Below are 25512 nucleotides of genomic sequence, written 5' to 3' on the forward strand. Positions count from 1 at the left end.
CAAAAAAATTACTGCATCAGCTTAAGTGAGCAGGTGCTTCTTGTCCAGCCTATCGTTTTGCAAAATGCAGTTCGCGTACATGACGGCCTTCGCGCAGCGCACGGCGTTCAAATTTGGTAACAAGAGGACGATAAGGCGATCGCGGCGCAAATTGGTGCATTCCTGCAAGATTAAACAATGCTTCTTCCTCAGAAAGCACTTGCATCATTTGTATCGCATAATCTTCCCAATCCGTTGCCAGATGTAATGTGCCGGCTGGTTTTAATTTTGCAGCCAGCTTCTTGACCAGTTCAGGCTGGATCAGGCGGCGCGGATGATGCCGACGTTTTTGCCAAGGATCGGGAAAAAAAATCTGAATGCCTTCAAGGCTTGCGTCCGGAATACACTGGTCGAGCACGTCTACTGCATCCGCATGATACACACGAAGATTAGTCAGCGCATGCTGCCTGATTCCCTGAAATAATGCACCCACACCCGGTTTATGCGTTTCAATGCCAATAAAATCCTGCTCGGGACAGGACTTGGCAAGTGCCAAAAGTGAGTGACCGGAACCAAACCCAATCTCTAAAAAACGCGGCGCTTCGCGGCCAAATACAGCGTCATAGTCTAGCAGCCCGGATTCGGTCGAAAGGCCATAAAGCGGCAAACATTCGTAAAAGGCCTGTTCTTGGGCGGCCGTAATACGGCTGTTACGACCGACAAAGCTGCGTACGCGAAAGTGTTTGGGTGGAGTAGATATCATTGTGTGTGCCATTAATAATTCTTATAAGATGCTGCTTCTTTCATTAACGCCTGATAACTGGCAAAACGCTGGGGACTGATTTTACCACTGGCAACCGCAGCTTGCACAGCGCAGCCGGGCTCAACCAGGTGCTGGCAGTCACGAAACTTGCAGCCGCCCAGAAAAGACTGAAATTCCTTAAAGCTGCTTAAAACTTCCTGCCGGCTCACCGGCCATAAATTAAATTCGCGCACGCCCGGCGAATCAATCAGACTGCCGCCTTGCGGCAAATGATAGAGCCGCGTCGCCGTGGTAGTATGCTTGCCAGCACCTTTAGACGAAACTTCACCAATACGAATGGCTTCGCCATTGCCCAGAGCTGCAATAATGGAAGACTTCCCTACACCCGACGGGCCGACCAGCACGGCTGTCTTTTCTTTTAGCTGCCGGCTGAGATCCACCAAGCCCTCTTTTATGTAAATACTTGATAAAACAATAGGATAAGAAATATCCTGATAAGCCATAAGGCGCGCAAAAGCAGCTGGTTTCGCTGCCTCATCCAGCAAATCCACTTTGTTTAATACTAAAATCGGCTGGATTTTTAAAAGTTCGGCAGCAACCAGGTAGCGATCGATTAAGTATTCAGAAAAGATCGGCGGCGGCGCCATCACGATTACTATCGCGTCTATGTTCGCAGCAATCGGTTTCATTTTTCCCCTGTTATCGCCGCGGGCAAGCAGCGAACGGCGCGGCGTGATACCGGTCACAATACCCGTCGTGTCACCTTCCTTTTCCCAATGGACATAATCACCCACCACCGGTAATTCCTGATTGCGGCGTAAATGACATTGAAAAACTTGCCCATCCTCCGCCTCAACTGCCACACTATTTCCGAAATAGGAAATAACAAGGCCGCGCTCTGAAGTGGCCGGGTTATGATTGCTCTGTTTTTGCATGCTGTTTATTTTACCATTTTGCAAGAGGCTCTATATTACATGAAAATTTATCTGGTCGGAGGGGCGGTACGCGATAAATTACTTGGTTTGCCAGTCAAGGAACGAGACTGGGTCGTGGTCGGCGCTACTGTCAAGGACATGCTCGATCGGGGTTACCGCCAGGTAGGCAAGGAATTTCCTGTCTTTCTGCATCCAAAAACCGGCGAAGAATATGCTCTCGCCCGCATGGAACGTAAGGTCCGGCCAGGCTATCAGGGTTTTAACTTTGACACGTCACCCCACGTGACGCTGGAGGATGATTTAATACGACGAGACCTCACAATCAATGCCATGGCCGAGACCGCTCAAGGTGAACTTATCGATCCTTATCATGGCAAAGCAGATCTCGAAAAAAAGATCCTGCGCCATGTCTCACCGGCTTTTGCGGAAGACCCCGTCCGCATCTTGCGGGTAGGACGATTACTTGCACGCTATGCACACCTTGGCTTTCATGTGGCCGCCGAAACCATGGAACTCATGCGCAACATGGTTGCTTCGGGCGAAGTCAATGCACTGGTAGCAGAACGCGTGTGGAAAGAACTGGAGCGTGCGCTGGGCGAAAAAAATCCTGAAAAATTTTTTGATGTGCTCGCCGAATGCGGTGCCTTGCCTGTCTTGTTTCCACATTTACTAAAGGAGGGCGCCGGCATGAAAGGATTGGCAATGACGCATTCCATTGACATCCATCTGGATTCGATGATGATGCCTGTCGCGAAACCTGAAGAAAATATTGATGAGAAAGTTCAAACGAATACACTGTTAAGAACAGCAATCGCAGAAATACGTTTTGCGATACTGCTACATGCGTTACCCGAAGATGGCAATGAAAAATTGGAAACCAAAAAAATTATTTCTCACCTTTGCAACCGCTACCGCGTTCCCAACAGTTTTCGTGAATTGGCACTATTAACGGCTCAACATCATGAAAAAGCACTTCACGCTCAAACATTATCAGCCGATGAACTGTTACAGTTACTGAGCTCACTGGATATTTTTCGCCGGGAAGACCGTTTTAAAAAATTCTTATTCGCCTGTTTTTATATTGCCAAGGCACGCGGTGAGACTTTTGATCCCATGTGGTTGTTAGCCTGCGCACAAATTGCAAAAAGCATAGATGTGCAAGCTTTAATCGCCCAGGGATTTGAAGGAAATACCTTGGCACTTGAACTCAAAAGAAAGCGAAGCGAAAAGATTGAACAATGGTTAAAAACACATCAACAACTGTCCTCATAACTGTCTTTATCAACGAACAGCGGTTTGCTATCATTCCATGACCAGTTTTGCATCCCATCATAATAAGGAGAGCTCCATGAAACGCTTTGCCAAAAGTACCCTTACTGCCGCCTTGTTTGCGCTTGCCGCGCAATCCTATGCGGCCACTGCAGCAACGAATAATGCAACAGCAGCGCCAAGCAATGCTGCTGCCAATGTCAGTCCGGCAGAAAGAGCTAAAATTGAAGAAGTTGTGCATCAATATTTGATACGCAAACCTGAAGTCGTCGTCGAAGCATTACAAACCTTGCAGCGTAAACAGTTTGAAGAGGCTGAACAAACCGTCAAAAAGACGCAAGCTGACGCCACCCAATATGCGAATGCCTTATTCCACCAAGCCAATGATCCGGTTGCCGGCAACCCGAATGGCAAAGTGACGGTCGTTGAATTTTTTGATTACCAATGTCCGCATTGTGTAGATATGGCGCCTGCAATCGAAGGCATCATCAAAGCTAACAAAGATGTGCGCATCGTATTCAAGGAATTCCCTATTCGCGGCCCCATGTCTGAATTTGCCGCTCGTGCTGCGCTCGCTGCTAACAAACAGGGCAAATACTATCCATTCAGTCACGCTCTCCTTTCCGCCAAGCAGCCTTTGACCGAAGAAAGCGTATTAAAAATTGCGGCAGATAATGGCCTTGATGTGGAAAAACTGAAAAAAGACATGAACGACAGCAGTGTCGAAGCCCAGCTCAAGGCTAATTTCAAACTGGCCCAGGACCTGAAATTGTTCGGTACACCTGCATTCTTTATTGCAAAATCAGATGTCAGTGATAATAAAGGCAATGTTACCTACATACCGGGCCGCATGACCCAGGCTCAATTGCAAACTGAAATTGATAAAGCCGCTAAGTAAATAAAAAACACCCGGTTGCCTAGCAGCCGGGTGTTTTTCCATCTTTCGTTCTGCATCCAAGACATAACAAATCAAAAGTTGTTTTTCCTGCGCTTCCCGCCCAATCGCCCTACTCAGGCCGGTAGAAAACAAATAACAGGAATGTTATAAATTTAAATTGACCTCACTCTTTTATAAGGAAAACACATGCTAAGAAAAAATATACTTGCCTTTCTGCCGTTCCTGCTTTTCTGGCTTTCATGGAGTGCGCACGCCCAATCCATTAATAACCTCTTTCATCAGCCAGGCGATCCAGTAGCCGGCAATCCTCGAGGCAATGTCACTGTTGTTGAATTTTTTGATTACCAATGCTCGCACTGTATTACCATGGCTCCCGTCATGGCCGCCATCATTAAAGCCAATCCCAACGTGCGTGTGGTCTTCAAAGACTTCCCCATCCGCGGACCCGTGTCTGAATTTGCCGCTCGCGCTGCGCTTGCTGCTAACAAGCAGGGAAAATATTATTCATTCAGTCATGCGCTACTCACAGCCAACCAACCCCTGACGCAAGAATCCGTTCTAGATATGGCAAAAGCGGAAGGTTTAAATGTCAGCAAATTGAAAAAGGACATGAATAGCAGCAGCGTCAAAAATCAGCTCAAAGCCAATTACAACCTGGCGCTTGCCTTGAAATTATCCGGCACACCTGCCTTCTTCATTGGTAAAACCAATGCCAGCGGAAACAGTGATATTCGCTTCGTACTCGGTGCGATGAGCCAGAGTGAACTGCAGGATGCAATTGATAACGCCAGCAAATAAAGCAAATCACCCCGGCTTTAAGCAAAGCCGGGGTACACTTGATTGATTTCCCATCGTCTCGCTTCGCTTTACTTCCTTTCTTTTTATTTACCACTCGGAACACTGGCAAGCGGATTAAAACGGTGTTATAACTTTTTAATTCTATCCATAACTGGAGTTTGGCCATTTTTACAAAATGCTCAATAATGCCGTCATCCTGAGAGCGTTTTTTTGCTCGAAGGATCTCCCGATGCACAAAAGGAGATCCTTCGCTTCGCTCAGGATGACAGCTTTGTGAGCACCTTTCAAAAATGGTCAAAGTCCAATATAAATAGAGCGTGTTTACTTACCCATCCCGTCTGCAGGATGACGCGGTCAATAAACACCTTTCAGAAAATAGGAGACACGGATGTCACGGACAGGAAAAATATTTTTTTTATCTTCAGTTGCTATTGCTATCACTGCTATCTTTCCTTTTACTGTTAAAGCACAGCCAACGGAGTCAAAACACGTTATTGTTGCGCCGCCCTGTCTAATAAAAAATATTAACACGGATTATAAAATTTTATCCTCCACCAAACAGCTTGTGTTAATCGAAACAGATGCTGCTGGTGTGCAGCAGCTAATGGCAACAAAACATCAGCATAAAAGCCTGTGTGGCGGATTCATGGATGTAACTCAAGATTGGCACATGTCCAATACCAAAATACGATCTTCTGGAAAAGAGGCAAAATCATTTTTGCTGAATTACGAAACACCTCACGCTTCGATTGCGCAAAATCAAAAAGCGTATAGCATTCAATATTCGCAGCAAGTCAATCAGTTGCTGACTCAAATCAATCCGCAAAACATGTGGAACAACCTGACACAATTAACTAACACTTTCCAAAATAGAAATGCAAATACCGATTACGGATTGCAAGCAGCAAACTGGATTAAAGCCCAGGTTGAAACCATGGCAAGCGAAACAGGTCATGATGACGTCACTATTTATACTGTAGCAACAGGCAAATATAAGCAGCCTTCTGTGGTTGCCAAAGTGGGTAATGGAACAGGCCCCGGCATTGTGATTGGAGGGCACATGGACACTATTGTTTTTGGTTCCAATACACAGCCAGGCGCAGATGATGATGGCAGCGGCACGGTCACTGTGCTTGAAACTGCTAGAACCGTGCTGTTTAGCGGCCTGCACTTCAAAAAACCCATTTACTTCATCTGGTATGCAGCTGAAGAGCAAGGAATGATCGGATCTTATAATGTAGTAGCTGATTTCAAAAGCAAAAATATTCCCGTAGAAGCCGTCATTCAATTTGATTTGACTGGTTTCGCTTATCAAAATGAGCCCACAATGTGGTTAATGGATGATTATGTGAATGCCAATTTGACTAGCTTCCTTGAACAGTTAATAACCACCTATGTGAAACAACCTGTCAAACATTCACGCTGTGGTTATGCCTGCAGTGATCATGCAAGGTGGTATAACAAGGGTTATGCAACCGCATTACCAGCAGAAGCAGCTTACGAGAATTCTAATCCTTCCATTCATTCAACATCAGACACCATGGAAAAGTTATCGCTAAACCATATGACAGATTATGCCAAACTGGCCGTTGCCTTCGCAGTAGAGATGGCAGAGCCAGTGGAAAAGAAGTAGGGTAAAAGCTATTTATTCTAAACAACTGTCATTCCCGCGTATAAATGTAAAACCGCGCGGGGATGGAGCTACTAGAAATTTAGCAAATAATTGTATTTGTCTTCCGCATGAATGAATTACCAACAATCCGTTTTCATTTAAAAATCTCAAGGAGAGAATTATGTTAAAAAAACACAACAAATTGATTTCATTTTCACTGAGTTTATTAGCTGCTGCTTCATTTGCCACTCACGCACAGCCGCCAACGCATCAGCGCATTGTCGTCGCACCGCAATGTTTAATCAAAAATTTCAGCGCAGATTATAAGTTGTTAGCCTCCACCACCCATCTGGTTTTAATTGAAACAGGCGAAGCAGGCATCAATCAATTAATAGCAGAAAAACATCAACAAAAAACAGCTTGCGGTGGCTTTATGGATGTTACCCAAGATTGGATGACAACACGTGCCAAAGCACGACTAGATGACAATGGAGCAAAATCCTTTTTAGAAGGTTATGAAATGCCGGCTCAAACTTCGCTAGCAAAAAAACATAGTGCCTATGCCATTCAATACAAAGACCAGGTGAACCAATTGCTCAAGGGATTAAATCCGGAATCGATGTGGTCGCAACTCACGACACTGACGACTTTTCCGAACCGGATGGCAACATCAGATAATGGAAAAAATGCGTCAGACTGGATTAAAAACCAGGTTGAAAGCATGGCAAGAGAAACAGGCCATGATGATGTGACGGTTTATACGGTGAGCACGGGCAACTATAAACAGCCTTCTGTGGTTGCCAAGCTGGGCAATTCAAACATACCGGGTATTGTGATCGGTGGCCATATGGATACACTTTCATTCAGCTCCAATCGACAACCCGGTGCAGATGATGATGGTAGTGGCACCGTAACAGTATTGGAAACAGCGAGAATCTTGTTATCCAGTGGAATGCACTTCAAAAAACCCATCTATCTCATCTGGTACGCAGCAGAAGAGCAGGGCTTAATTGGGTCACAGTATGTCGTAGCGGATTTCAAAAAGAAAAATATCCCTGTTGAAGCTGTCATGCAAGTAGACATGACGGGATATTCAAAAGATAAGACAATGTGGCTCATTAATGATTATGTTAATCAAGACCTGACCGCTTATCTTGAAACGCTAATCAAAACGTATGTTAATCAACCCGTTCAATATACGCGCTGTGGTTATGCTTGCAGTGATCATGCTACCTGGCACAAGAATGGCTTCGCGGCTTCTATGCCATTTGAATCTTCCTTCGGCGATGACAACCCCGATGTACACAGCTCAAAAGACACCATGGACAAACTGTCGCTTCAGCACATGACAGATTATGCCAAACTGGCCGTGGCATTTGCGGTGGAGCTGGCAGAGCCAATCGCGTAAAAGCTTAATAAATCAGGCATGGCAGCGTGCAACGAAACAATGCAAGCTGTCATGCTTTCACTATCAAACGCATGCCTGCCACAGGTGGGAATCCAATGCTCGCGATAGTTCAATATATGGACAAAATTAACCCGATACCTGTTGTTATTCTGCTCCAAGGCGCTGTAAAATAGTCATCCTCGATAGAACGCACTGAGCCAAATTATGTTGCAAACTTTCTCAACCATGGCATGGAACGAGCCTTTTTCTGATACTGATAAGAGGCAAGCTATTGAAAATCTGGAAAATGGCAGGATACTTTTTTTTCCCCAATTAGCTTTTTCCCTTTCGACTGATGAACAAGTTTTTCTGTCACCACATTACGCTGATCCCCATGCGAAAAACATCAGTTATCATCCCCAGCACCATAAATTATGGGGAATGCGGCATTTAACCGATCAGCAGCATATTCAGTTAAAAACCATGCTGGATCGCTATTCCCGGTATGCTTATCAGTTGGTGCAAAATCTGTTGCCCCATTATGCACCGCAATTAACAGTCGCTCGCACCAGTTTCAGGCCTGTACAAATCACCGGCCGCAAAACATCCTATCGCAAGGATGACAAACGGTTACATGTGGATGCTTTTCCGTCCGCCCCCAACCAAGGCAAGCGCATTTTGCGCGTATTTTACAACGTAAATCCTCACGGTGAAGACCGCGTATGGCGGGTAGGCGAGCCGTTTGAAAAAGTCGCTCATACCTTTCTGCCTCGAATAAACAAACCCATTCCAGGGACGGCCGCACTTTTGCGGTTATTAAAAATCACCAAGAGTTACCGCACTCGCTATGATCATTACATGCTGCAAATACATGATCACATGAAAGCAGATGAACGATATCAGCAGCAGGCCGACCAGCAGGAGATACGCTTTCCTGCGGGCAGCGCATGGATCGTGCAGACAGATGATGTTTCACATGCCGCCATGCAGGGACAATATTTACTTGAGCAAACTTTTTATCTGCCCGTGCATGCCATGCAGGATGAAACACGTTCCCCACTGCGTATTCTTGAAAAAATCACGGGGCAATGTTTGGTATAATAATCGGTGATGAATTCATTTATAAACCCGAAACCGGAGTGATGTTTTGCAATAAGCAGAGCTCCATGAATCTTCAATAATTTTTCTAGCTCATTCATAAAACCAGACACTTCAATTTTTAAATTTAATGAAGCATGCCATACAAATTGCCTAAAGCCTCTAACCTCTTGTTTATTCTAATTAATTCGTTTAAACCAAGTTCCTATTGATCGTCTATAATTAAGTGCATAAATGACATTTTTCTATTCGTACAGAGTAATTATGGGGGTGAAAAATGTTTTCTGATAATCCAATAATAAGAGAGCTTAGGGACGCCCTTAAAAATAAAGATGAACAGAAAATTCTTAGCTCCCTTTCACTACCCATGTCGCCCGAGCTTTTGAATGATTGTTATTCTGAAATTCTTCAGTATATCCCCGCCCATTTTTTAACTGAATCTAGTCAACAAAGTGATTACACGAGTGCAATAAGTATTTTATTGGGAATGAATCCTAAGCTCCTGATTACCAATCACCTAACACAACGAAATAATTTGATTGATAGGCTATTAAAAAAATTAAACCCAGAATCATTTGCGACGAATCCCGGTCAACTGAAGGCATGGATAAAATTTACTGAACCCACCGATCAAGATGATGATTATGATTTAAAATTAAAAATTCGAGATGAGATTTTCAAAAAATGTGAGAAATTATATAGCAAAATAAATTCAAATAAAAAACCGCTAAATTTGAAATCAAGCGATATTCAAAATTTATTTGATGCGTATTCTGCACTAGATTCTACTTCGCTTGCAAGTGGCAAGTCAGCCAAAGATGAATTATTTAAAGTACTCTTAAGACATTTCGTGGAACAAAATAAGCTTTATTTGGATAATTTTAATGTTAATGAATTCTATAGCATCATTAATAACCCAAAAAACAAACTTAATGACTTGATAAATAAATTATTTGAGATGTCAAACCATAATAACAGGTTCAATTCAAATTTAATTTCCTTTTTGGATAAACTTAATTTTCAAAATGTAAAAGTCAGTCATGATGCATCTAAAAAAACATCTATGTGGATGAGCAAACGAGATACTGATGAGCTATTTAGCACATGGAAAACTATTTTTGACCATAATATTTTATGGGAAAAAATAATTCCCAAATCAAAAATACCATCTATGTTTTCTGGAGACAATCAAAAAAAATTATTGGCCGTGAGAGCTTTAATACAACAATCCAAATCTATTCAGCAGCTTTATGATGCGATTATTGAATTGGAAAAAATCAATCAAAACAAGGATGTTTCTGACTACATCAATGGTGCAAAAATTAACATCTTAAATCTATCACTTCCAGATGAAATCAGGAATAATTTACCTATTGATCATGCGCCCAGTGCGCCGCCCAATAATGAAACCATTATCGATCGTTCTATCAATAATATTTCAACAGCTATTAAAAACAGAAATTGGGATGAAGTTATTTCTATTTTAGAAGAATTGGAATCAATGCCCGATAATGATGAATGGATGTCGCCTGTTTACTCTCACATATTAACCGCGATTCCACACTGCTTGTCGGATAAGCGGATCGCAGCTAAGGATAACATCGACATTATAGAAATATTGCTTAAATTGGATCCTCGTTTTGCCACCCCTGATCAGCAGTCGGATGGGATGCAATTAATTTGGGAAGCATATACTAAAATTAGCAAAATTGATTTAATAATGCATTTTGAAGATTTGCTTTATTTAACACAATCAGCTAAAAATGATCCTGATTTCCTTGTTAAATCGCAGATTCGTGAAAAAATACTCGCAGATTGCTCGACTTTTTGTGAAAATTTTTCTTCAAATTTTGAAACTCTCTCAGATTTATCTCGATTAAGATATAATCGCTATTCAGATAATATAGAAAACTCTCCTAGTAATATTGCCAATACTTTTTTTGCGATTTATTTCCAGTTGAGCAAAATACCACTTGCTAGTGCGCGCAAACTTGAAGATGAAATATTTAAATTAACCTTAAAAGTTAATATTAGGAGACATCTTGAAGATCAAGAGCATCCAAAACGGAGAAATGAGATTAATTGGGTCAGTGAATCAATCCTCATTGCGCTGATGAGCATGTGCAACAACCCAGAAACTACACAAAGAGATCTGCTCGTATTTATGAATAATCATGTCAGGAATGATCACAGACCGAGCGGAATAGATTGTGTATTCCGACCTTATTAGACCACCTATTCCGGTAACATTGGGCCATCCATTCTGATTTTTCTGGGCCACTGGTTCTGGCCGTATTGGATCATCTGTTACGGGACATTGGGCCAGTGATTACGGCGTCATTGGGCTACTTACCAGCTCACGATAGTTTATTTTTTATACAATATCCTCTTGTTTTCAAAGCGAGGGGGTAGTAATCGTGAGATATATAAGTATGCGTAAAATCAGTGAAGTTTTAAGGCAATACCATGAGTTAAAATGCAGCCATCGAGTTATTGCAAGAAGTTTAAATATTGGAAAGACAACCGTTACAAGATACTTAGAACGGGCGAAAGCAGCAGGAATTAATTGGCCTTTGCCGCAATCGATGACAGAAGAAGATTTATACAATCGTCTTTTTCCATCTGCTGTAAAGGTCTCAAGACAGAAGGCATTTCCTGATTGGGAACGGGTCTATAAAGAGCTACGCAAAAAGGGCGTGACCTTACAACTACTCTGGCGAGAATATCGCGATGTTCAGCCGGAGGGCCTGGGTTATTCCCAATTTTGTACCCACTATCGAGCTTATCTCAAGGCGACATCACCCATCATGCGGCAAGTACACAAAGGTGGTGAAAAAACATTTGTAGACTATGCGGGCATGACAGTACCTTGGATTGATCCAGGGACAGGCGAAATTCATGAAGCACAAATTTTTGTAGGCTGTTTAGGCGCATCACAATTTACTTTTGCTGAAGCAACTGCCACGCAGCAAATACCTGATTGGATTCAATCACACGTCAGAATGTGGGAATATTTTGGCGGGGTCAGTGAAATCGTTGTACCAGACAATTTAAAAGCGGGTGTAAAAAAATCTCACCGCTATGATCCCGACATCAATGCAAACTATCAGCATGTGGGCGAGCATTATGGTTTTGCCATTGTTCCTGCGCGTGTTTATGAAGCAAAAGACAAAGCAAAAGTTGAAAATGCGGTTGGTATAGTTGAAAGACAAATTCTTGCGCCAATGCGGCATATCACTTTTACGAGTATTGCTGAAATTAACGCAGCCATCAAACCTCGTCTTGCTGTCCTTAACAATCAATCCTTTCAAAAAATGAAAACATCAAGACGGGCATTATTTGAAGAAATAGATAAATCAGCGCTAAAGCCACTGCCACCCGAAAAATACCAATACGCCGAATGGCAACACGCAAAAGTTCATATCGATTATCATTTTGTATTTGACGATCATTATTACAGCGTGCCGTATAAATATATTCATCATGAAGTTGAGATCCGTGCTACAGCTAACACGGTGGAGTGTTTTTATGAGAGAAAACGTATTGCTTCACATCCACGCAGTTATCATCGGTATAAACACAGCACCATCAAGGAACACATGCCGCCTGCACATCGTGCACATGCGGAATGGTCGCCAGACCGCATGAAGCGATGGGCAAATAAAATTGGCCCGCATACGATGAAGTTTATTGATCGCTTAATCGCCTCGCGCGCGTTTCCAGAACAAGCTTATCGCGCTTGCCTTGGTGTGCTTCGCCTAGGCTCAAGATATGGCGAAAACCGTCTTGAAAAAGCCTGCGCTATCGCCAATGAATCTGGTGCAACACGTTACAGCCAAGTCGAAGCAATATTAAAAAACAAACTTGATACTGTTCCCAATTCTCATTCGACGAATACGCCTGTTATTTCGTCGCATGGAAATATCCGTGGTTCTGACTATTACAAATAAAACTGGAGATAAAAAGATGTTAACTCAACCAACGTTAGAAAAACTAAGAGCGCTAAAATTATCTGGAATGGCAGAAGCTTTTTGTGAACAATTACAAAAACCCATGCCTGATCTGGATTTTGAAGCTCGCTTAGGGTTGTTGATCGATCGTGAATGGTATTTGAGAGAAAACCGCCGCTTAAACAGACGGCTTGCACAAGCAAAACTTAAAGCTCAGGCTTGCATCGAGGACATTGATTTTAAACATACCCGCAATTTAAACAAAACTGTCGTACAAGAACTTGCCCGAGGGCAATGGATTCAACAACACTTGAACTTACTGATTACTGGGCCAACGGGTTGCGGCAAAACTTATATTGCCTGCGCGCTTGCACATAAGACTTGCTTGATTGGCATGTCTGCGCGTTATTATCGACTCCCACGTCTTTGGCATGAATTAAAAATCGCAAAAGCAAATGGTAGCTATGCTAATTGGCTCGCACAACTAGCAAAAATTGATGTTCTTATCTTAGATGATTGGGGATTAGCAACTCCTGACGATGACCAACGCCGCGATCTGTTAGAAATACTTGATGATCGCTACCAACGAAAATCAACTATCATCACCAGTCAGTTACCAATCACACATTGGCATGAACATTTGAATGATGCCACTCTTGCAGACGCTATCCTTGATAGATTAATTCACAACTCAATCAGATTGGAATTAGATGGCGATTCACTTAGAAAAAAACAAAAATCTTTACAGACCGATGAAGTTTAACAGATAATGCCGTCGTGACTGGTAAAGTTGTCCCAATAAACCGGAATCATTGTCCCCTTACGGACTGGAATTAATGGTCCTTTCGATCGGAATACACAATAGATTTTGGCTGTCGCGATTTTTTTTCTAAAATACGACAAAAGTTTGGCTTCCATTTTTATGAAATTAATTCTAAAAAATCCGGAAAAAATTGGGAATTGCTCACAGATAATCAGGCAAGTATGATCATGGTGAGGTGGAAAAATATTTTTAGTAATGATATTTTTTGGACGAATATTTCTTCTAACTTACCCCCCTCCCGCTTGCCCGCAATTCGCCGATCTATTTTGGCTGCTAGAAATTTTCAAGAGCTATATGATGCAGTAGGAAAATTGGCATCGCTTGTTAAAAAGGAATCTTCTCTCATTAATAAGATAATGACTGATATTTTTAATATGAGCCCGCCTGAATATGCACATGATACCCCGCAGCAACCCAATGCACCGATGATCGATGAGGAAACATATGCCTCACTCCACTCACAAGTTGCTTTACAGCAGCTGCCAAGCGCTCCACCTTTGGACGAAGAAACACGCAATTTGCTTTTTGAAGAAAATAAACAAAAAGAACGTGCTTTGATCGAAAAGGGACAGGTTGACATTTGGAAGTCGTTGCTTTTAAGAGATGAATTGTTTAGTCATGCTGAAAAGCTACAAAAAGGCTCTATTTTCTCCACAGCTGCTCAAGTTATTAAGAAAAATCCAATTTATACTTTAAGTTTTACTGACATCAAGAAATTAATAGCAAATGCAAGCACCTTCAATCATCTTTACTATGCAGTTGATGAATTAAAACGGTCTAATAAAAACAAATCTCTCAGCGAACTTATCGGTGACATACGAAAATGTATCGCAGACAAAAAACCACCAAGCGAAGAGATCCAAAATGATTTTTGCAATAAGCTTGGTATAAATCTGTATCCTACCGATGAAATGCCTGCATCTCAATTAGAACCCCTACAAATGGAAGTGCAAGTAAGTCAACCTCAAATGGATAATCATGAAATAAGCGGCGAATATAATGATTTTTTAAAATTTAACCCGAAACAAATCCAATCACCCGATTTTCGAGAGCAGAGCATCAGCGGCCAATATAGCGAATATTTAAAACCTCATGCTCTGGCATCCTCTGAAACCAGCCAGCCTCCTCATGATGCAAAATCGGTTAATCCATTAAGTGAGGGATCTGGTGAAACCCAACAAGTTGAAAATGAGGGTGAATTGCAGAAAGCAATTAAAAAAGAACAGGAAAATATACCTGAACAACCAGGGAAGGATAAAATACTAGAAAAATTATTAGATATGGCTCGCTTATTGTTAATTGAATCAGAACAATTGAAAGAAAAATCGCACTTATTGCCTTTTGAAAAAAGCAGAACGGATTTATCACAATTTGCCAAATACCTTGATAGCCTTCTTCAAAATACAGAAAAAGTACAACTCGACCTTGAAGAAGTGAAAAAAAATATCAGAAATTGCAGATATGCTTTTGATCTTTTCAGGAAAGTAATAGAAAAAAAAGATAAAACAATTCATACGAAAATGTTTTCATCAACTGCGGATTTGAAAGAATTAGAAGGCATATGCGTACCAGATGAAAAGATAACAACAGAGCAAGAAGTGGTCATTAAGAAAACGAAAAAAGGACTGGAAAAAGGTTAATGAGCGGCTATCCATTCCGGTTAAATCTAAAAGTTCCCCTCCTCAACTCGCTATCGCAGTAGCGCTATTGGGCGATGAAAGCAGACGATGCGGTTTAACACGGCCGTCAGACATGACTTCACCCACACCCAGAAATCGTGCATCTTCAGTAAGCAGACGCACTAGGGGCGTATCCAGTGTAAAAGGCGCCCGCACAGGTTGCCCCATGCGTAAATAAAACGCCGCTGAGGTCGACAATTTCACTGCTGGATAAACCTGCACCGCTGTTTCAACTGGTAAAAGACAAGCGGCCAATCCTTCATAGCCGGTGGTTTCCGCAATCGCTTCCAATGTCGACAAGGTATACATCTGCGCATTGCCATAAGGCATTACAGTCAGTCGCCGTAATGCAATTACGTGACCACCACAACCCAATGCGCGGCCAATATCTTCTGCCAGTGTTCGTATGTAGGTTCCCTTGCTGCAATGCACAGAGAAGGTGCATTCATCCTGTTTAAGTTGTTCCAGCTTGATAGAAAATATTCTGATCCGTCGCGGCTCACGCGCAACCTCGATGCCACGCCGCGCGAGCTCGTATAATGGTTTACCCTGATGCTTGATGGCGGAGTACATAGGCGGAACTTGCTCAATCTCGCCAAGAAAAGTCTTCATGACCTGCTCTATGCGATCAGTCGTCACATCGACAACAGGAGCGGTTGCAACCACTTCACCTTCCGCATCACCTGTGGTGGTTTGCACGCCCAGCTTAACAACAACATGATAGGTTTTGTCGGATTCCAGCAGAAACTGTGAAAATTTGGTTGCCTCGCCAAAACAGAGCGGCAGCATACCTGTCGCTAGCGGATCCAGGCTTCCTGTATGACCTGCTTTTTTAGCACTAAACAGGCGCTTTACCTTTTGCAAGGCCGCGTTAGAAGTGATATCGATGGGCTTGTCCAGTAAAAGAATACCGTGAACTTGGCGTCGCATGGTTACGTTTAAATCCTGTTTTGTGATTTTTTAAGTCAACCGCCCGAGATCTATTCTTTCGTTTTTTTTTCCGATTTTTTCACCGCATTATCAATCAGCGATGATATCTTAAATCCGCGCGCAGTGGATTCATCATAGACAAACTTGAGTTCGGGAACGACACGCAAGTCAACCTCATGGGCAAGATTATATCGTAATGATTTGGCAGTGTTATTCAATGCTTCCACGATTTGCTTGATTTTGTCTTCCTCATCCGCGAGAACACTGACATAGACTTTGGCATACGAAAGATCGCGTGACACGGTGACACTGGTAATCGTCACAAAGCGAAATCGTTCATCCATCTCGGTTAGCAGCATATGCGCTAGCGTTTTCTGAATGAGATCCGCCACGCGCTGAGTTCGATCAAAGCGCCGTTTCATCTAGTTAGACCTCTCGCTTCACTTCGATCTTTTCGAACACTTCAATCTGGTCGCCAGCCCTGACATCGTTGTAGTTCTTCACCGCGATGCCACATTCCATGCCTGCGCGCACTTCAGAAACGTCCTCCTTGAAACGACGCAATGACTCAAGTGAACCTTCAAATATCACCACATTGTCGCGCAGCACGCGGATGGGAAAATTACGTTTAACAAAGCCTTCTAACACCATGCAACCGGCAATAGTGCCCGTCTTGGAAGAACGAAACACTTCGCGCACTTCCGCAAGACCCACAATACGTTCATGGATCTCCGGTGCGAGCACACCGCTCATGGCTTTCTTCACCTGGTTAATCACATCGTAAATGATGTTATGGTAGTGCACATCCACACCGTTGGTTTCCATCAGTTTGCGGGCTTCTGCATTGGCGCGAACGTTAAACGCAATGATGATGGCTTTGGATGCGATGGCAAGATTGACATCACTTTCATTAATACCGCCAATGCCGCTCGAAATAACGTTGGCCTTTACCTCAGAGGTAGACAATTCGGTCAATGCCTGCTTCAGCGCTTCAACGGAACCGAGTACATCGGCTTTCAAAATAATATTTAAAGTGGTCGCCGTCTTTTCCTCTTCTATACGCTGCAATAAATCTTCCAGTTTCGGGGCTTGCCTTGCCAATTTTACCTCACGGTGTTTTGCCTGGCGGAATGCCGCCACTTCTCTCGCACGTTTTTCATCAGGCACAATAATAAAATCATCACCTGCCTGTGGAACGCCAGAAAGACCCAGCACTTCAGCGGGAATAGAAGGTCCTGCGCTTTCAATCGGCTTGCCGGTTTCGTCAAATAACGCGCGAATACGACCGTATTCAAGACCCGCAAGAATAATGTCACCCTTGCGTAATGTTCCTTGCTGAACCAGTACGCTCATCACAGCGCCTCGTCCACGATCAAGACGGGATTCAATGACAACACCGCGTGCGGGACAATCAACAACCGCTTTAAGTTCTAATACTTCAGCCTGTACCAGCACGGAATCCAGCAGGTTATCGATACCCATACCCGTCTTTGCTGAAATAGGCACAAACATGGTATCACCGCCCCATTCTTCAGGAATCAACCCCTGCTTGGCCAATTCGTTTTTCACACGATCGGGATCGATACCGGGTTTATCCATCTTATTCATTGCGACCACAATGGGTACGTTCGCCGCCTTGGCATGCTGAATAGCTTCAACGGTCTGCGGCATGACGCCATCATCGGCAGCCACCACCAGAATAACAATATCCGTTAATTTTGCACCGCGTGCACGCATGGCGGTAAACGCAGCGTGGCCAGGCGTATCAAGAAAAGTAATGGTTCCTTTGGGTGTTTGGACATGGTAGGCGCCAATATGCTGTGTGATACCACCGGCTTCAGAAGCGGCGACTTTGGTGGTGCGTATATAATCGAGCAGTGTTGTTTTGCCATGATCAACGTGACCCATGATGGTAATAACAGGGGGACGCAGTTGGGCTTCTCCCTGCACTTCGACAGATTTCGCCAATGCTTCTTCGATCGCATCTGAACTGACAGGCTTTGGTTTGTGCCCCATTTCTTCAACGATGAGAACGGCCGTATCCTGATCAATGGTCTGGTTAATCGTGGCCATGACACCCATTTTCATGAGCACCTTAATTACTTCAGCTGCCTTCACAGACATTCGCTGTGCCAGCTCCCCCAGGTTGATCGTTTCGGGAATTTCGACTTCGCGTACCACTGGTGCAGTGGGTCGGGTAAAAGCTTGTACTTTGACTTTAGGTTGTGCGCCCGCCCGCATTTTGCCGCCTCGTCTTACGGCGGTATCAGCTAAATCGTCATCCGCATGCCGCAGCACACGACTTAAATCAGCGCCTCTCGCTAAAAGGGCTTCAAAATTTCTTTCCTCGACAACGCGGGAAGCATCACGCACTTTCTTTTTCTTTTTCCGCTCGCTTTCCAATTCTTCTGCTTCAGCATCACGGAATTTTTCTTTACGCTTAACAGCGGGCTTGGCTTTTTCTTCCGCTGTTTTTTCCTCTGCCGTTTTAGCCGCAGCTTCCTGATCGGAAACCGCTTCTGCAGGCACTGCCTGCGCTTCGCCGGTTGGTTCCGCTACAACTTCAGGTTTAGCAGCTTGAATTTCGGTGACTCCGGAAGGCGTTTCTGATACTTCTACGAGTGTGACAGGTTCAGCCTTGGCTTCTTCCGGTTTGCCTTTGGTTTCTTCTTCACTTAACGCGCGTTTTACATAAGTCCGCTTCTTGCGCACTTGAATACTGACCGTCTTGCCTGCGCCATGTGAACCGCCCAGCTTGATTTCGCTCGTTTTAGCTCGTCGCAATACAATTTTATCCGGCGCAGCTTCCTGTTTGGCGCCATGATGCTGCTGAAGATAACGCAAAAATTTTTGCATCTGATCTTCGTTGATAAATTTGTCTACCTTAATGCCGGCATCTTTAAACTGCTCATGCAAACGGTCTACAGACTTAACGCCAATTTCTTCAGCAAATTGTTCAATTGGCACGCCTTTCTTTTCAGTCTCTTTTACCATTCTCTTCACCACGCGGCTTATCTTCTTTAACCCTATATATTTTTCCGGGTACCATACCCGACCCTTTCTCCCGCCATGCCCTTCGCTTCGCCGCGGGAGAAGGAAGCTTCAAATTATACATGCAACAATATTATTTTGATTGCGGGTTTTTTTATTTTTTACGCCTTACCAGCCTCATCATCAAACCAGATTTTACGGGCTGTCATAATAAGTTTAGCAGCTGTATCTTCGTCTATTTCTCCAATATCAAGTAAATCATCCACGGATTGCTCGGCCAGATCTTCGCGGGTAACGATGCCATGGCTTGCCAGCTTGTAAGCCATCTGCTTGTCCATGCCTTCCATCTCCATCAGGTCCTGAGCAGGCTCAACTTCCAACGCCTGTTCTTCAGCGATGGCCTGGGTCAACAGCGCCGCTTTGGCACGTTCGCGCAGGGTATTCACCAGGGTCTGATCAAAACCATCAATCTCCAATAGTTCTTGCACCGGCACATAAGCGATTTCTTCCAGTGAGGAAAAGCCTTCATTCGTCAAAATCTCGGCGACCTGCTCATCTACATCCAGTTTCTCCTGGAACAATTTCAGCACTTTTTCACCTTCTTCTGCTGATTTGGCTTGCGCTTCCTCTTCTGTCATCACGTTAAGCGTCCAGCCGGTTAACTCGCTTGCCAGCCGCACATTCTGACCGTGTCTGCCAATCGCCTGAGACAATTGGTCCGCCTTGACAGCAATATCCATTGTATGGGTATCTTCATCCACTACAATAGAAGCCACTTCTGCCGGCGACATAGCGTTAATAACAAGCTGCGCAGGGTTGTCATCCCACAATACGATATCGATACGCTCTCCACCCAGCTCGCCTGAAACAGCCTGAACGCGGGAACCGCGCATGCCAACGCACGCACCAATTGGATCGATGCGTCCATCATTCGTTTTAACGGCAATCTTCGCACGTGATCCTGGGTCTCGCGCAGCCGCTTTGATCTCGATCAGCTCCTCTCCTATCTCCGGCACTTCAATCTTGAAAAGTTCAATCAACATTTCAGGACGCGTGCGGCTAACCAGGATTTGCGGGCTTTTCCCGCCATCAGCCTGAATATCGTACAAGTAGGAACGAACGCGGTCACCCACGCGAAAAGCTTCGTGAGGGATCATCTCAGCGCGCGGCAAGAGAGCTTCAGCATTATTGCCCATATCGAGCACAATAAAATCACGCGTCACTTTTTTGACAGTGCCATTAATGAGCTGGCCAATTTTTTCTTTATAAGCATTAACAATTTGAGCGCGCTCGGCTTCCAGCACCTTTTGAATAATCACTTGCTTAGCTTTTTGTGCAGCGATACGGCCAAACTCGACGGATTCCATCGGGTCCAACAAGTATTCGCCTGCCTTGATAGTGGCTTGCCGTTTTTTTGCTTCGCTCAATGTCAGGGTTGTCAGGCCGTCGTCCCCTTCCTCTTCTTCTTTGGCATCTTCAATCACCAGCCAACGGCGGAAAGTAGAATAATCGCCTGTTTTGCGGTTAATCTCGACTTTGACATCAATTTCTTCGTCTGCCTTTTTTTTCGTCGCCGTTTCCAGGGCAGCTTCTATCGCCTGAAAAATAACCTCTCTATCCACACCTTTTTCGTTGGATACAGCCTCAACTACCAATAAGATCTCTTTGTTCATAGCGCGACCTCATACGTCAGAAACCAGAAATCAGAAGTCAGATGCTTACCGACTTAGTCTTCTGTCTTCTGACTTTTGGCATCTGACTTTTGAAAACGGATATCACCAATTACATTACCTTTTTCAATCGTAGAAAAAGGCAGCACAACTTCCTGCTCCGAGTCCTCTACCAATAGGTAGATATTCTCATCCTCAACTCGTTTCAGCACACCCTTATACTGTTTACGTTGATTGATGGGCGAATACAACCGTATTTTCACCCGGCTACCTACCTGTTTCTGATAATGCCCGAGCTCAAAAAGCGGCCGATTAATGCCTGGCGAGGAAACTTCCAGGGAATAACGCCCCTGAAGAGGGTCCTCTACATCCATCATTGCGCTGACCTGATAGCTCACACTAGAGCAGTCATCTATTGTCACCCCTTTAGGGCTATCTATATAGATACGAAACACCATCTGCCGGCCCTGCGATAACAACTCGCAGCCAATCAACTCATAACCCATTGAACTTATTAGCTTTGCCAATCGTTCATGCAATTCGGGATCAATCTTTTTCATTATACTTGACCGATACAAAAAATGGGTCGTCATTTATGACCCACCATAAACAAAAAACCCCATAAGGGGTTCTATGTTTTTACTATTATTTGGTAGCGGGGGCAGGATTTGAACCTACGACCTTCGGGTTATGAGCCCGACGAGCTACCAGACTGCTCCACCCCGCAGTAACGGCGCTATTCTATTAAAAATTTGCAAATCCAGCAAGGTAAAAAGCAGTTATTTATAAAATAACCCAGGGCTTACGTCATGCCTCTGCCAGAATAGGGTAAAATAGTGTCATAGGCTAGATGAGTGTTATGCTATCTGAATGGCCCATGGAAAGGAGAAATAAGGATGAAACACGAAATGAAAAACAAAACTTCCGCTGCCCACAAGAAAAACCCTCAGTTAATTGACAGCCTTGCCCATCTGCTTGCTGATACTTATCATCTGTATCTCAAAACTCAGAATTTTCACTGGAATGTCAGAGGTCCACATTTTTTTGAATATCATAAAATGTTTGAAGAACAGTACCAGCAACTAGCCGATGCGACTGACAAGATCGCTGAACGCATGCGGGCACTCCGTGAACCCGCACCCGCTTCTTTTTCCAAATTTCTGCAATTAACCTCACTGGCAGAAGCAGGACACAACCTGAGCGCGAAAGAAATGCTGGAAGAAGCGCTTGCAGACCATGAAGCCATTGCGAAAACGATTGCCGGATTATTTGAAATCGCTGAGGAATGCGGCGATGAAGTCACGCTCGACCTTTTTATTGAGCGCAAAACGGAACATGACAAAACCGCATGGATGCTGCGCAGCCTGCTGGAAGCGAGGTAAAGGTAAGCGTGATTATTGCAAAGTGGTTTGATACAGAACGCATCACGCACAGCATTAAGACAGCGATAGCCTGCATGATTGGTTTTCTGTTAGCCAATATCGTGGGCTTTCCTACAGCAAGCCAATGGATCGTGGTTTCCATCATCGTCGTCATGTGTGCGCAAATTTATGTAGGCGGAATGATGCAGAAAGCCTATTTGCGCTTCCTGGGCACGATTGTCGGTTGCTTGTTCGCCATTATCGCGCTCACATCGGCTGGCGATACCGACCTCGTCATCATGATTACGCTCGCTCTCTCCAGTTTTATCTTTAGCTATCTTGCCACAGGCCAGGAAAGCATGAGTTATGCCGGCACCCTGGGTGCCGCCACCACAGCAATTATCATGCTGGGCAATCCACCTACCCTCCTAACAGCGGGCGCTCGCTTCATGGAAATCAGCATAGGCATTCTGATCGCAGCCCTTGTCTCACAATTTGTTTTACCCATCCACGCCCGCACCCATTTACGCCGCACGCAGGCCGCTACACTGTCTCAATTACGCGATTTTTACAAGAACCTCATGACCTCTTTCACGAGCAGCAGTGAGGCCATGCAATACGAAGAGCTTGATGACAGCATTGTCAAATCCATCTCGAGGCAGCGATTACTCGCTAAAGAAGCCTTGCGGGAAAGAGTGGGCGCCCTCTTCGACCCCAAACACTTTGTGCATTCCTTGTATTGCGAAAGAGAAATGCTACGCGCAATTGACTTCATGCACCATGCGCTGGTCAATATTAAAGATGCACGAGACCTCTTTACCCAATCCGCCGCGCTGCATACGCTTAACGATACAATTATTCAGTCTCTGGATACCATTATTCAAACCATTGAAGCAGGCACGGCCACGCCTGGACACATTCACATTCCTTCAATTGATCCACTCAGGGAAGATATTCAAAAGTCTGTATCCACACCTACACGGGAACAACAAATTTATATCAATGGCTTCCTTTTTTCCGCAGAAGTGCTGCTCCATTCCTTATCGAAGCTGGCAATGCTCTATCAAGTGCCTGTTTTTACCGTCAGTGAAGCGCCCGAGACGGTGAAAAAAGAAACGTAACTATTGCCTATTTTCTCTAAATCAACCAGAATTTAGCGCTTCTTGTTTAGTGCCATAGGCCGCGCAGGGATTCGCCGCTCCCATTTTTCAGTCCGGATGAAAGAGCCATTTTGATTAAAAGCTGTCCGGAGATAACATGAAAACAACCTCTTTTTTTGTCCTGATGGGAACCACCTGCTTTTTATCCTTCGCAGGCACAGCCTACGCTGATAATTACTATAGTTCTTCTTCCCAAATGCCCAATGAAGGCTATTATTCATCCCAAAGCGCAAATGACGGTGACTGGTATAGCAGCAATACAGAAAGAGAACGAACCCACCCTCATACAAAATCGCATCATGGCATATCCATTTCAGTAAACGTACCGAGCCTCAACGGCCGCGTGATAGCCGGTCGGGAAGGAACGTATTTTGTACCAGCACACGCGCGACGTCAGCACAACAGGACACCCCATTGGATCGACATGATGTCTGGCATGCCTGCGCCTGAAGACGCGGTTATTGGCGGAATCGAGCCCCAGAACACGCTGTATGTGTGCCGCGGCAACTATCGTGGCGGCATTCATCCGGGCAAAGTCGTTGCCGGCAAATGCAATATAAGCTGGGGCGGTGATGAAATTTCTCTATCCCGCTATCAAATCCTAGTAAGCCGTTCCCGCTTAAGCTGGGTTTCAGCGAGCCACGGCTATATCCCCGCCAATGCTATTCAAGGGGGTAATGAACACGGCGCCCCATTATATATTTGCCAAGCAAATTATCGCGGCAGCATGCACCCAGGCAAAGTAGTCGGACAAATGTGCAACATTGGCTGGGGCGGAAGAGAAATCGCGATTCCTTATTATAATGTGCTGGTAAGTTAGCGAAGGAAATTGAGAGAGTGTTTATTTGGCTAGCCACGTCATTCCCGCGCAGAGGACAGCATAGTTTTGATAAACACTCCCCGGAATTTTGTTTCTTATTCAATGCGGATTTTCCAAACTCAATACGCCTGAGTTGTAATCATATGCAAAGAGTTCCGCATAGCGACCCCACTCAATGACGGTACGCAACACACGCTCTGCTTCACTTTCTGACAAATAATCTTCCAGCAAAGACAAGTAATTTTCTTCCAGCGCACGGTGCCGCGGGTGTCGTATCAGCTGATCGTAAATATAACGGGCAAGTGGTACAAATTTTTTGAGATGAATAGAGAAAAGCTTTTTTCGCTCCAAAATATCCGCATCCACGAATGCCTTACCTTCTTCGGTAATGGTGATGTCCCCTTTGGAAACTTTGGCAAAACGCAAAATCTCGAGTAATTCCGTGAGCGGGAAAAGATCATCTATATCGAGCATTAAGGTTTCCGCCACATCGGGCAAATCCATTTTTCCCTGATGTTCGGGCGAATTCAATATCTCAAGGAGGCCGGTGACTTCCGCCACACTCGCTTCCGGCAGGCGATAACCGATATCGATAAAGCCCTGCTGCAACTTTTCTTCCTGGGGCTGCGTCGTCATTAGGGTATAAACACGATCAACCTGATTGCGAAATCGCGGATCCAGATCGCTGCGCGGAAATGGCAGCGTGACTTTCAAGTCGGAACGTATTGAGCCCGGGTTACTGCCAAAAATAATGATGCGGTCTGCGATAGCGATGGCTTCTTCAATACTGTGCGTTACAAACAAAATGGCATTTAATCCTGTTTGCTTGCTTTGCCACAAATCAATAAGATCGCTTTTGAGGTTGTCCGCCGTTAATACATCCAAAGCGGAAAACGGTTCATCCATCAATAGAATATCCGGATTCACCACCAGCGCCCGCGCAAAGCCCACGCGCTGGCGCATACCGCCTGATAATTCTTTTGGTAGCGCGGATTCAAAACCATCCAATCCGATCATGTCTATGGCTTTTAAGGCCCGTTCACGGCGCTGCTCGCGTTCAATGCCGAGCGCTTCCAGCCCAAGCTCCACATTTTGCAGTACAGTCAACCAGGGTAAAAGAGCGAATGTTTGAAATACCATGGAAATCCCGCGCACCGGTCCTGATACAGGCCGGCCACGATAATGAACGGTGCCTCCGCTGGGTTTTACCAGTCCCGCGATAATGCGTAACAACGTTGATTTGCCGGAGCCTGACTTCCCGAGGATAGCAACGATTTCCCCTTCATACATTTTAAAATGAATGTCGTCCAGGACGAGCAATTCCTGACGATCGCCTTTTTTAAACGATTTCTGTACGCCAATTACTTCAATAATCGGTTCATTTGTCAT

The 25512-nt window shown here is 44.5% G+C and carries 22 protein-coding genes and 1 tRNA gene; 14 read left to right on the forward strand and 9 right to left on the reverse strand.

Features of this window, described 5'->3' with window-relative positions:
* Positions 1–49 precede the first annotated feature (49 nt).
* Both trmB and rsgA read right to left on the reverse strand, forming a co-directional pair.
* A complete protein-coding gene (gene trmB, locus AQUSIP_RS09015) occupies positions 50–742 on the reverse strand; it encodes a tRNA (guanosine(46)-N7)-methyltransferase TrmB (RefSeq protein ID WP_197737847.1) in 693 nt (230 codons plus the stop codon).
* Between the two features lie 11 nt (positions 743–753).
* The gene (gene rsgA / locus AQUSIP_RS09020; protein ID WP_114835226.1) at positions 754–1677 is read right to left on the reverse strand and encodes a small ribosomal subunit biogenesis GTPase RsgA; all 924 of its coding nucleotides are present in this window, start codon (positions 1675–1677) and stop codon (positions 754–756) included.
* Positions 1678–1716: 39 nt separating this feature from the next.
* On the opposite strand from rsgA, the gene AQUSIP_RS09025 reads away from it, so the two are divergent.
* From AQUSIP_RS09025 to AQUSIP_RS09070, 11 genes are all read left to right on the forward strand, one after another.
* Positions 1717–2949: a multifunctional CCA addition/repair protein gene (locus AQUSIP_RS09025; protein ID WP_114835233.1), complete on the forward strand. Its 1233-nt coding sequence runs from the start codon at positions 1717–1719 to the stop codon at positions 2947–2949.
* A gap of 76 nt (positions 2950–3025) precedes the next feature.
* On the forward strand, positions 3026–3844 hold the full coding sequence (locus AQUSIP_RS09030; RefSeq protein WP_114835227.1) for a DsbA family protein: 819 nt from the start codon (positions 3026–3028) through the stop codon (positions 3842–3844).
* Between the two features lie 186 nt (positions 3845–4030).
* The gene (locus tag AQUSIP_RS09035; RefSeq protein ID WP_114835228.1) at positions 4031–4642 is read left to right on the forward strand and encodes a DsbA family protein; all 612 of its coding nucleotides are present in this window, start codon (positions 4031–4033) and stop codon (positions 4640–4642) included.
* 388 nt (positions 4643–5030) lie between these two features.
* On the forward strand, positions 5031–6275 hold the full coding sequence (locus tag AQUSIP_RS09040) for a M20/M25/M40 family metallo-hydrolase (RefSeq protein ID WP_114835229.1): 1245 nt from the start codon (positions 5031–5033) through the stop codon (positions 6273–6275).
* 160 nt (positions 6276–6435) lie between these two features.
* The gene (locus AQUSIP_RS09045) at positions 6436–7662 is read left to right on the forward strand and encodes a M20/M25/M40 family metallo-hydrolase (RefSeq protein WP_114835230.1); all 1227 of its coding nucleotides are present in this window, start codon (positions 6436–6438) and stop codon (positions 7660–7662) included.
* Between the two features lie 26 nt (positions 7663–7688).
* On the forward strand, positions 7689–7835 hold the full coding sequence (locus tag AQUSIP_RS12375; RefSeq protein ID WP_170131873.1) for a hypothetical protein: 147 nt from the start codon (positions 7689–7691) through the stop codon (positions 7833–7835).
* Between the two features lie 31 nt (positions 7836–7866).
* Positions 7867–8742 carry a Kdo hydroxylase family protein gene (locus tag AQUSIP_RS09050; protein WP_114835231.1) on the forward strand — a complete coding sequence of 292 codons (876 nt, stop codon included), beginning with the start codon at positions 7867–7869 and terminating at the stop codon, positions 8740–8742.
* Positions 8743–9016: 274 nt separating this feature from the next.
* A complete protein-coding gene (locus AQUSIP_RS09055) occupies positions 9017–10969 on the forward strand; it encodes a hypothetical protein (RefSeq protein ID WP_114835232.1) in 1953 nt (650 codons plus the stop codon).
* Positions 10970–11171: 202 nt separating this feature from the next.
* Positions 11172–12689, forward strand: coding sequence for an IS21 family transposase (gene istA / locus AQUSIP_RS09060; protein ID WP_170131899.1), 1518 nt, complete (start codon positions 11172–11174; stop codon positions 12687–12689).
* Positions 12690–12705: 16 nt separating this feature from the next.
* Positions 12706–13452 carry an IS21-like element helper ATPase IstB gene (istB, locus tag AQUSIP_RS09065; RefSeq protein ID WP_114835531.1) on the forward strand — a complete coding sequence of 249 codons (747 nt, stop codon included), beginning with the start codon at positions 12706–12708 and terminating at the stop codon, positions 13450–13452.
* 227 nt (positions 13453–13679) lie between these two features.
* Positions 13680–15152 carry a hypothetical protein gene (locus AQUSIP_RS09070; protein WP_114834726.1) on the forward strand — a complete coding sequence of 491 codons (1473 nt, stop codon included), beginning with the start codon at positions 13680–13682 and terminating at the stop codon, positions 15150–15152.
* A 42-nt stretch (positions 15153–15194) separates the two neighbouring features.
* Here the strand turns inward: AQUSIP_RS09070 and truB are convergent, their stop codons facing one another.
* From truB to AQUSIP_RS09100, 6 genes are all read right to left on the reverse strand, one after another.
* Positions 15195–16121: a tRNA pseudouridine(55) synthase TruB gene (gene truB / locus AQUSIP_RS09075; RefSeq protein WP_114834725.1), complete on the reverse strand. Its 927-nt coding sequence runs from the start codon at positions 16119–16121 to the stop codon at positions 15195–15197.
* A gap of 50 nt (positions 16122–16171) precedes the next feature.
* Entirely contained in the window at positions 16172–16543 is a 372-nt protein-coding gene (gene rbfA / locus AQUSIP_RS09080) for a 30S ribosome-binding factor RbfA (RefSeq protein ID WP_114834724.1), read from the reverse strand.
* Between the two features lie 4 nt (positions 16544–16547).
* Entirely contained in the window at positions 16548–19115 is a 2568-nt protein-coding gene (gene infB / locus AQUSIP_RS09085; protein ID WP_114834723.1) for a translation initiation factor IF-2, read from the reverse strand.
* A 158-nt stretch (positions 19116–19273) separates the two neighbouring features.
* The gene (nusA, locus tag AQUSIP_RS09090; RefSeq protein ID WP_114834722.1) at positions 19274–20785 is read right to left on the reverse strand and encodes a transcription termination factor NusA; all 1512 of its coding nucleotides are present in this window, start codon (positions 20783–20785) and stop codon (positions 19274–19276) included.
* A gap of 53 nt (positions 20786–20838) precedes the next feature.
* Positions 20839–21342, reverse strand: coding sequence for a ribosome maturation factor RimP (rimP, locus tag AQUSIP_RS09095; protein WP_170131830.1), 504 nt, complete (start codon positions 21340–21342; stop codon positions 20839–20841).
* Positions 21343–21432: 90 nt separating this feature from the next.
* Positions 21433–21509 (reverse strand) — tRNA-Met (locus AQUSIP_RS09100).
* Between the two features lie 169 nt (positions 21510–21678).
* On the opposite strand from AQUSIP_RS09100, the gene AQUSIP_RS09105 reads away from it, so the two are divergent.
* From AQUSIP_RS09105 to AQUSIP_RS09115, 3 genes are all read left to right on the forward strand, one after another.
* Entirely contained in the window at positions 21679–22164 is a 486-nt protein-coding gene (locus tag AQUSIP_RS09105; protein ID WP_211310094.1) for a Dps family protein, read from the forward strand.
* On the forward strand, positions 22131–23264 hold the full coding sequence (locus AQUSIP_RS09110; protein WP_114834720.1) for an FUSC family protein: 1134 nt from the start codon (positions 22131–22133) through the stop codon (positions 23262–23264). Before AQUSIP_RS09105 ends, AQUSIP_RS09110 begins: the two co-directional genes overlap by 34 nt.
* 136 nt (positions 23265–23400) lie before the next feature.
* Positions 23401–24123 carry a DUF3421 domain-containing protein gene (locus tag AQUSIP_RS09115; RefSeq protein WP_114834719.1) on the forward strand — a complete coding sequence of 241 codons (723 nt, stop codon included), beginning with the start codon at positions 23401–23403 and terminating at the stop codon, positions 24121–24123.
* A 99-nt stretch (positions 24124–24222) separates the two neighbouring features.
* Here AQUSIP_RS09115 and AQUSIP_RS09120 read toward each other — a convergent pair whose 3' ends face one another.
* The gene (locus tag AQUSIP_RS09120; protein ID WP_114834718.1) at positions 24223–25512 is read right to left on the reverse strand and encodes an ABC transporter ATP-binding protein; all 1290 of its coding nucleotides are present in this window, start codon (positions 25510–25512) and stop codon (positions 24223–24225) included.

Source organism: Aquicella lusitana, assembly GCF_902459475.1.
Taxonomy (GTDB): domain Bacteria; phylum Pseudomonadota; class Gammaproteobacteria; order DSM-16500; family DSM-16500; genus Aquicella; species Aquicella lusitana.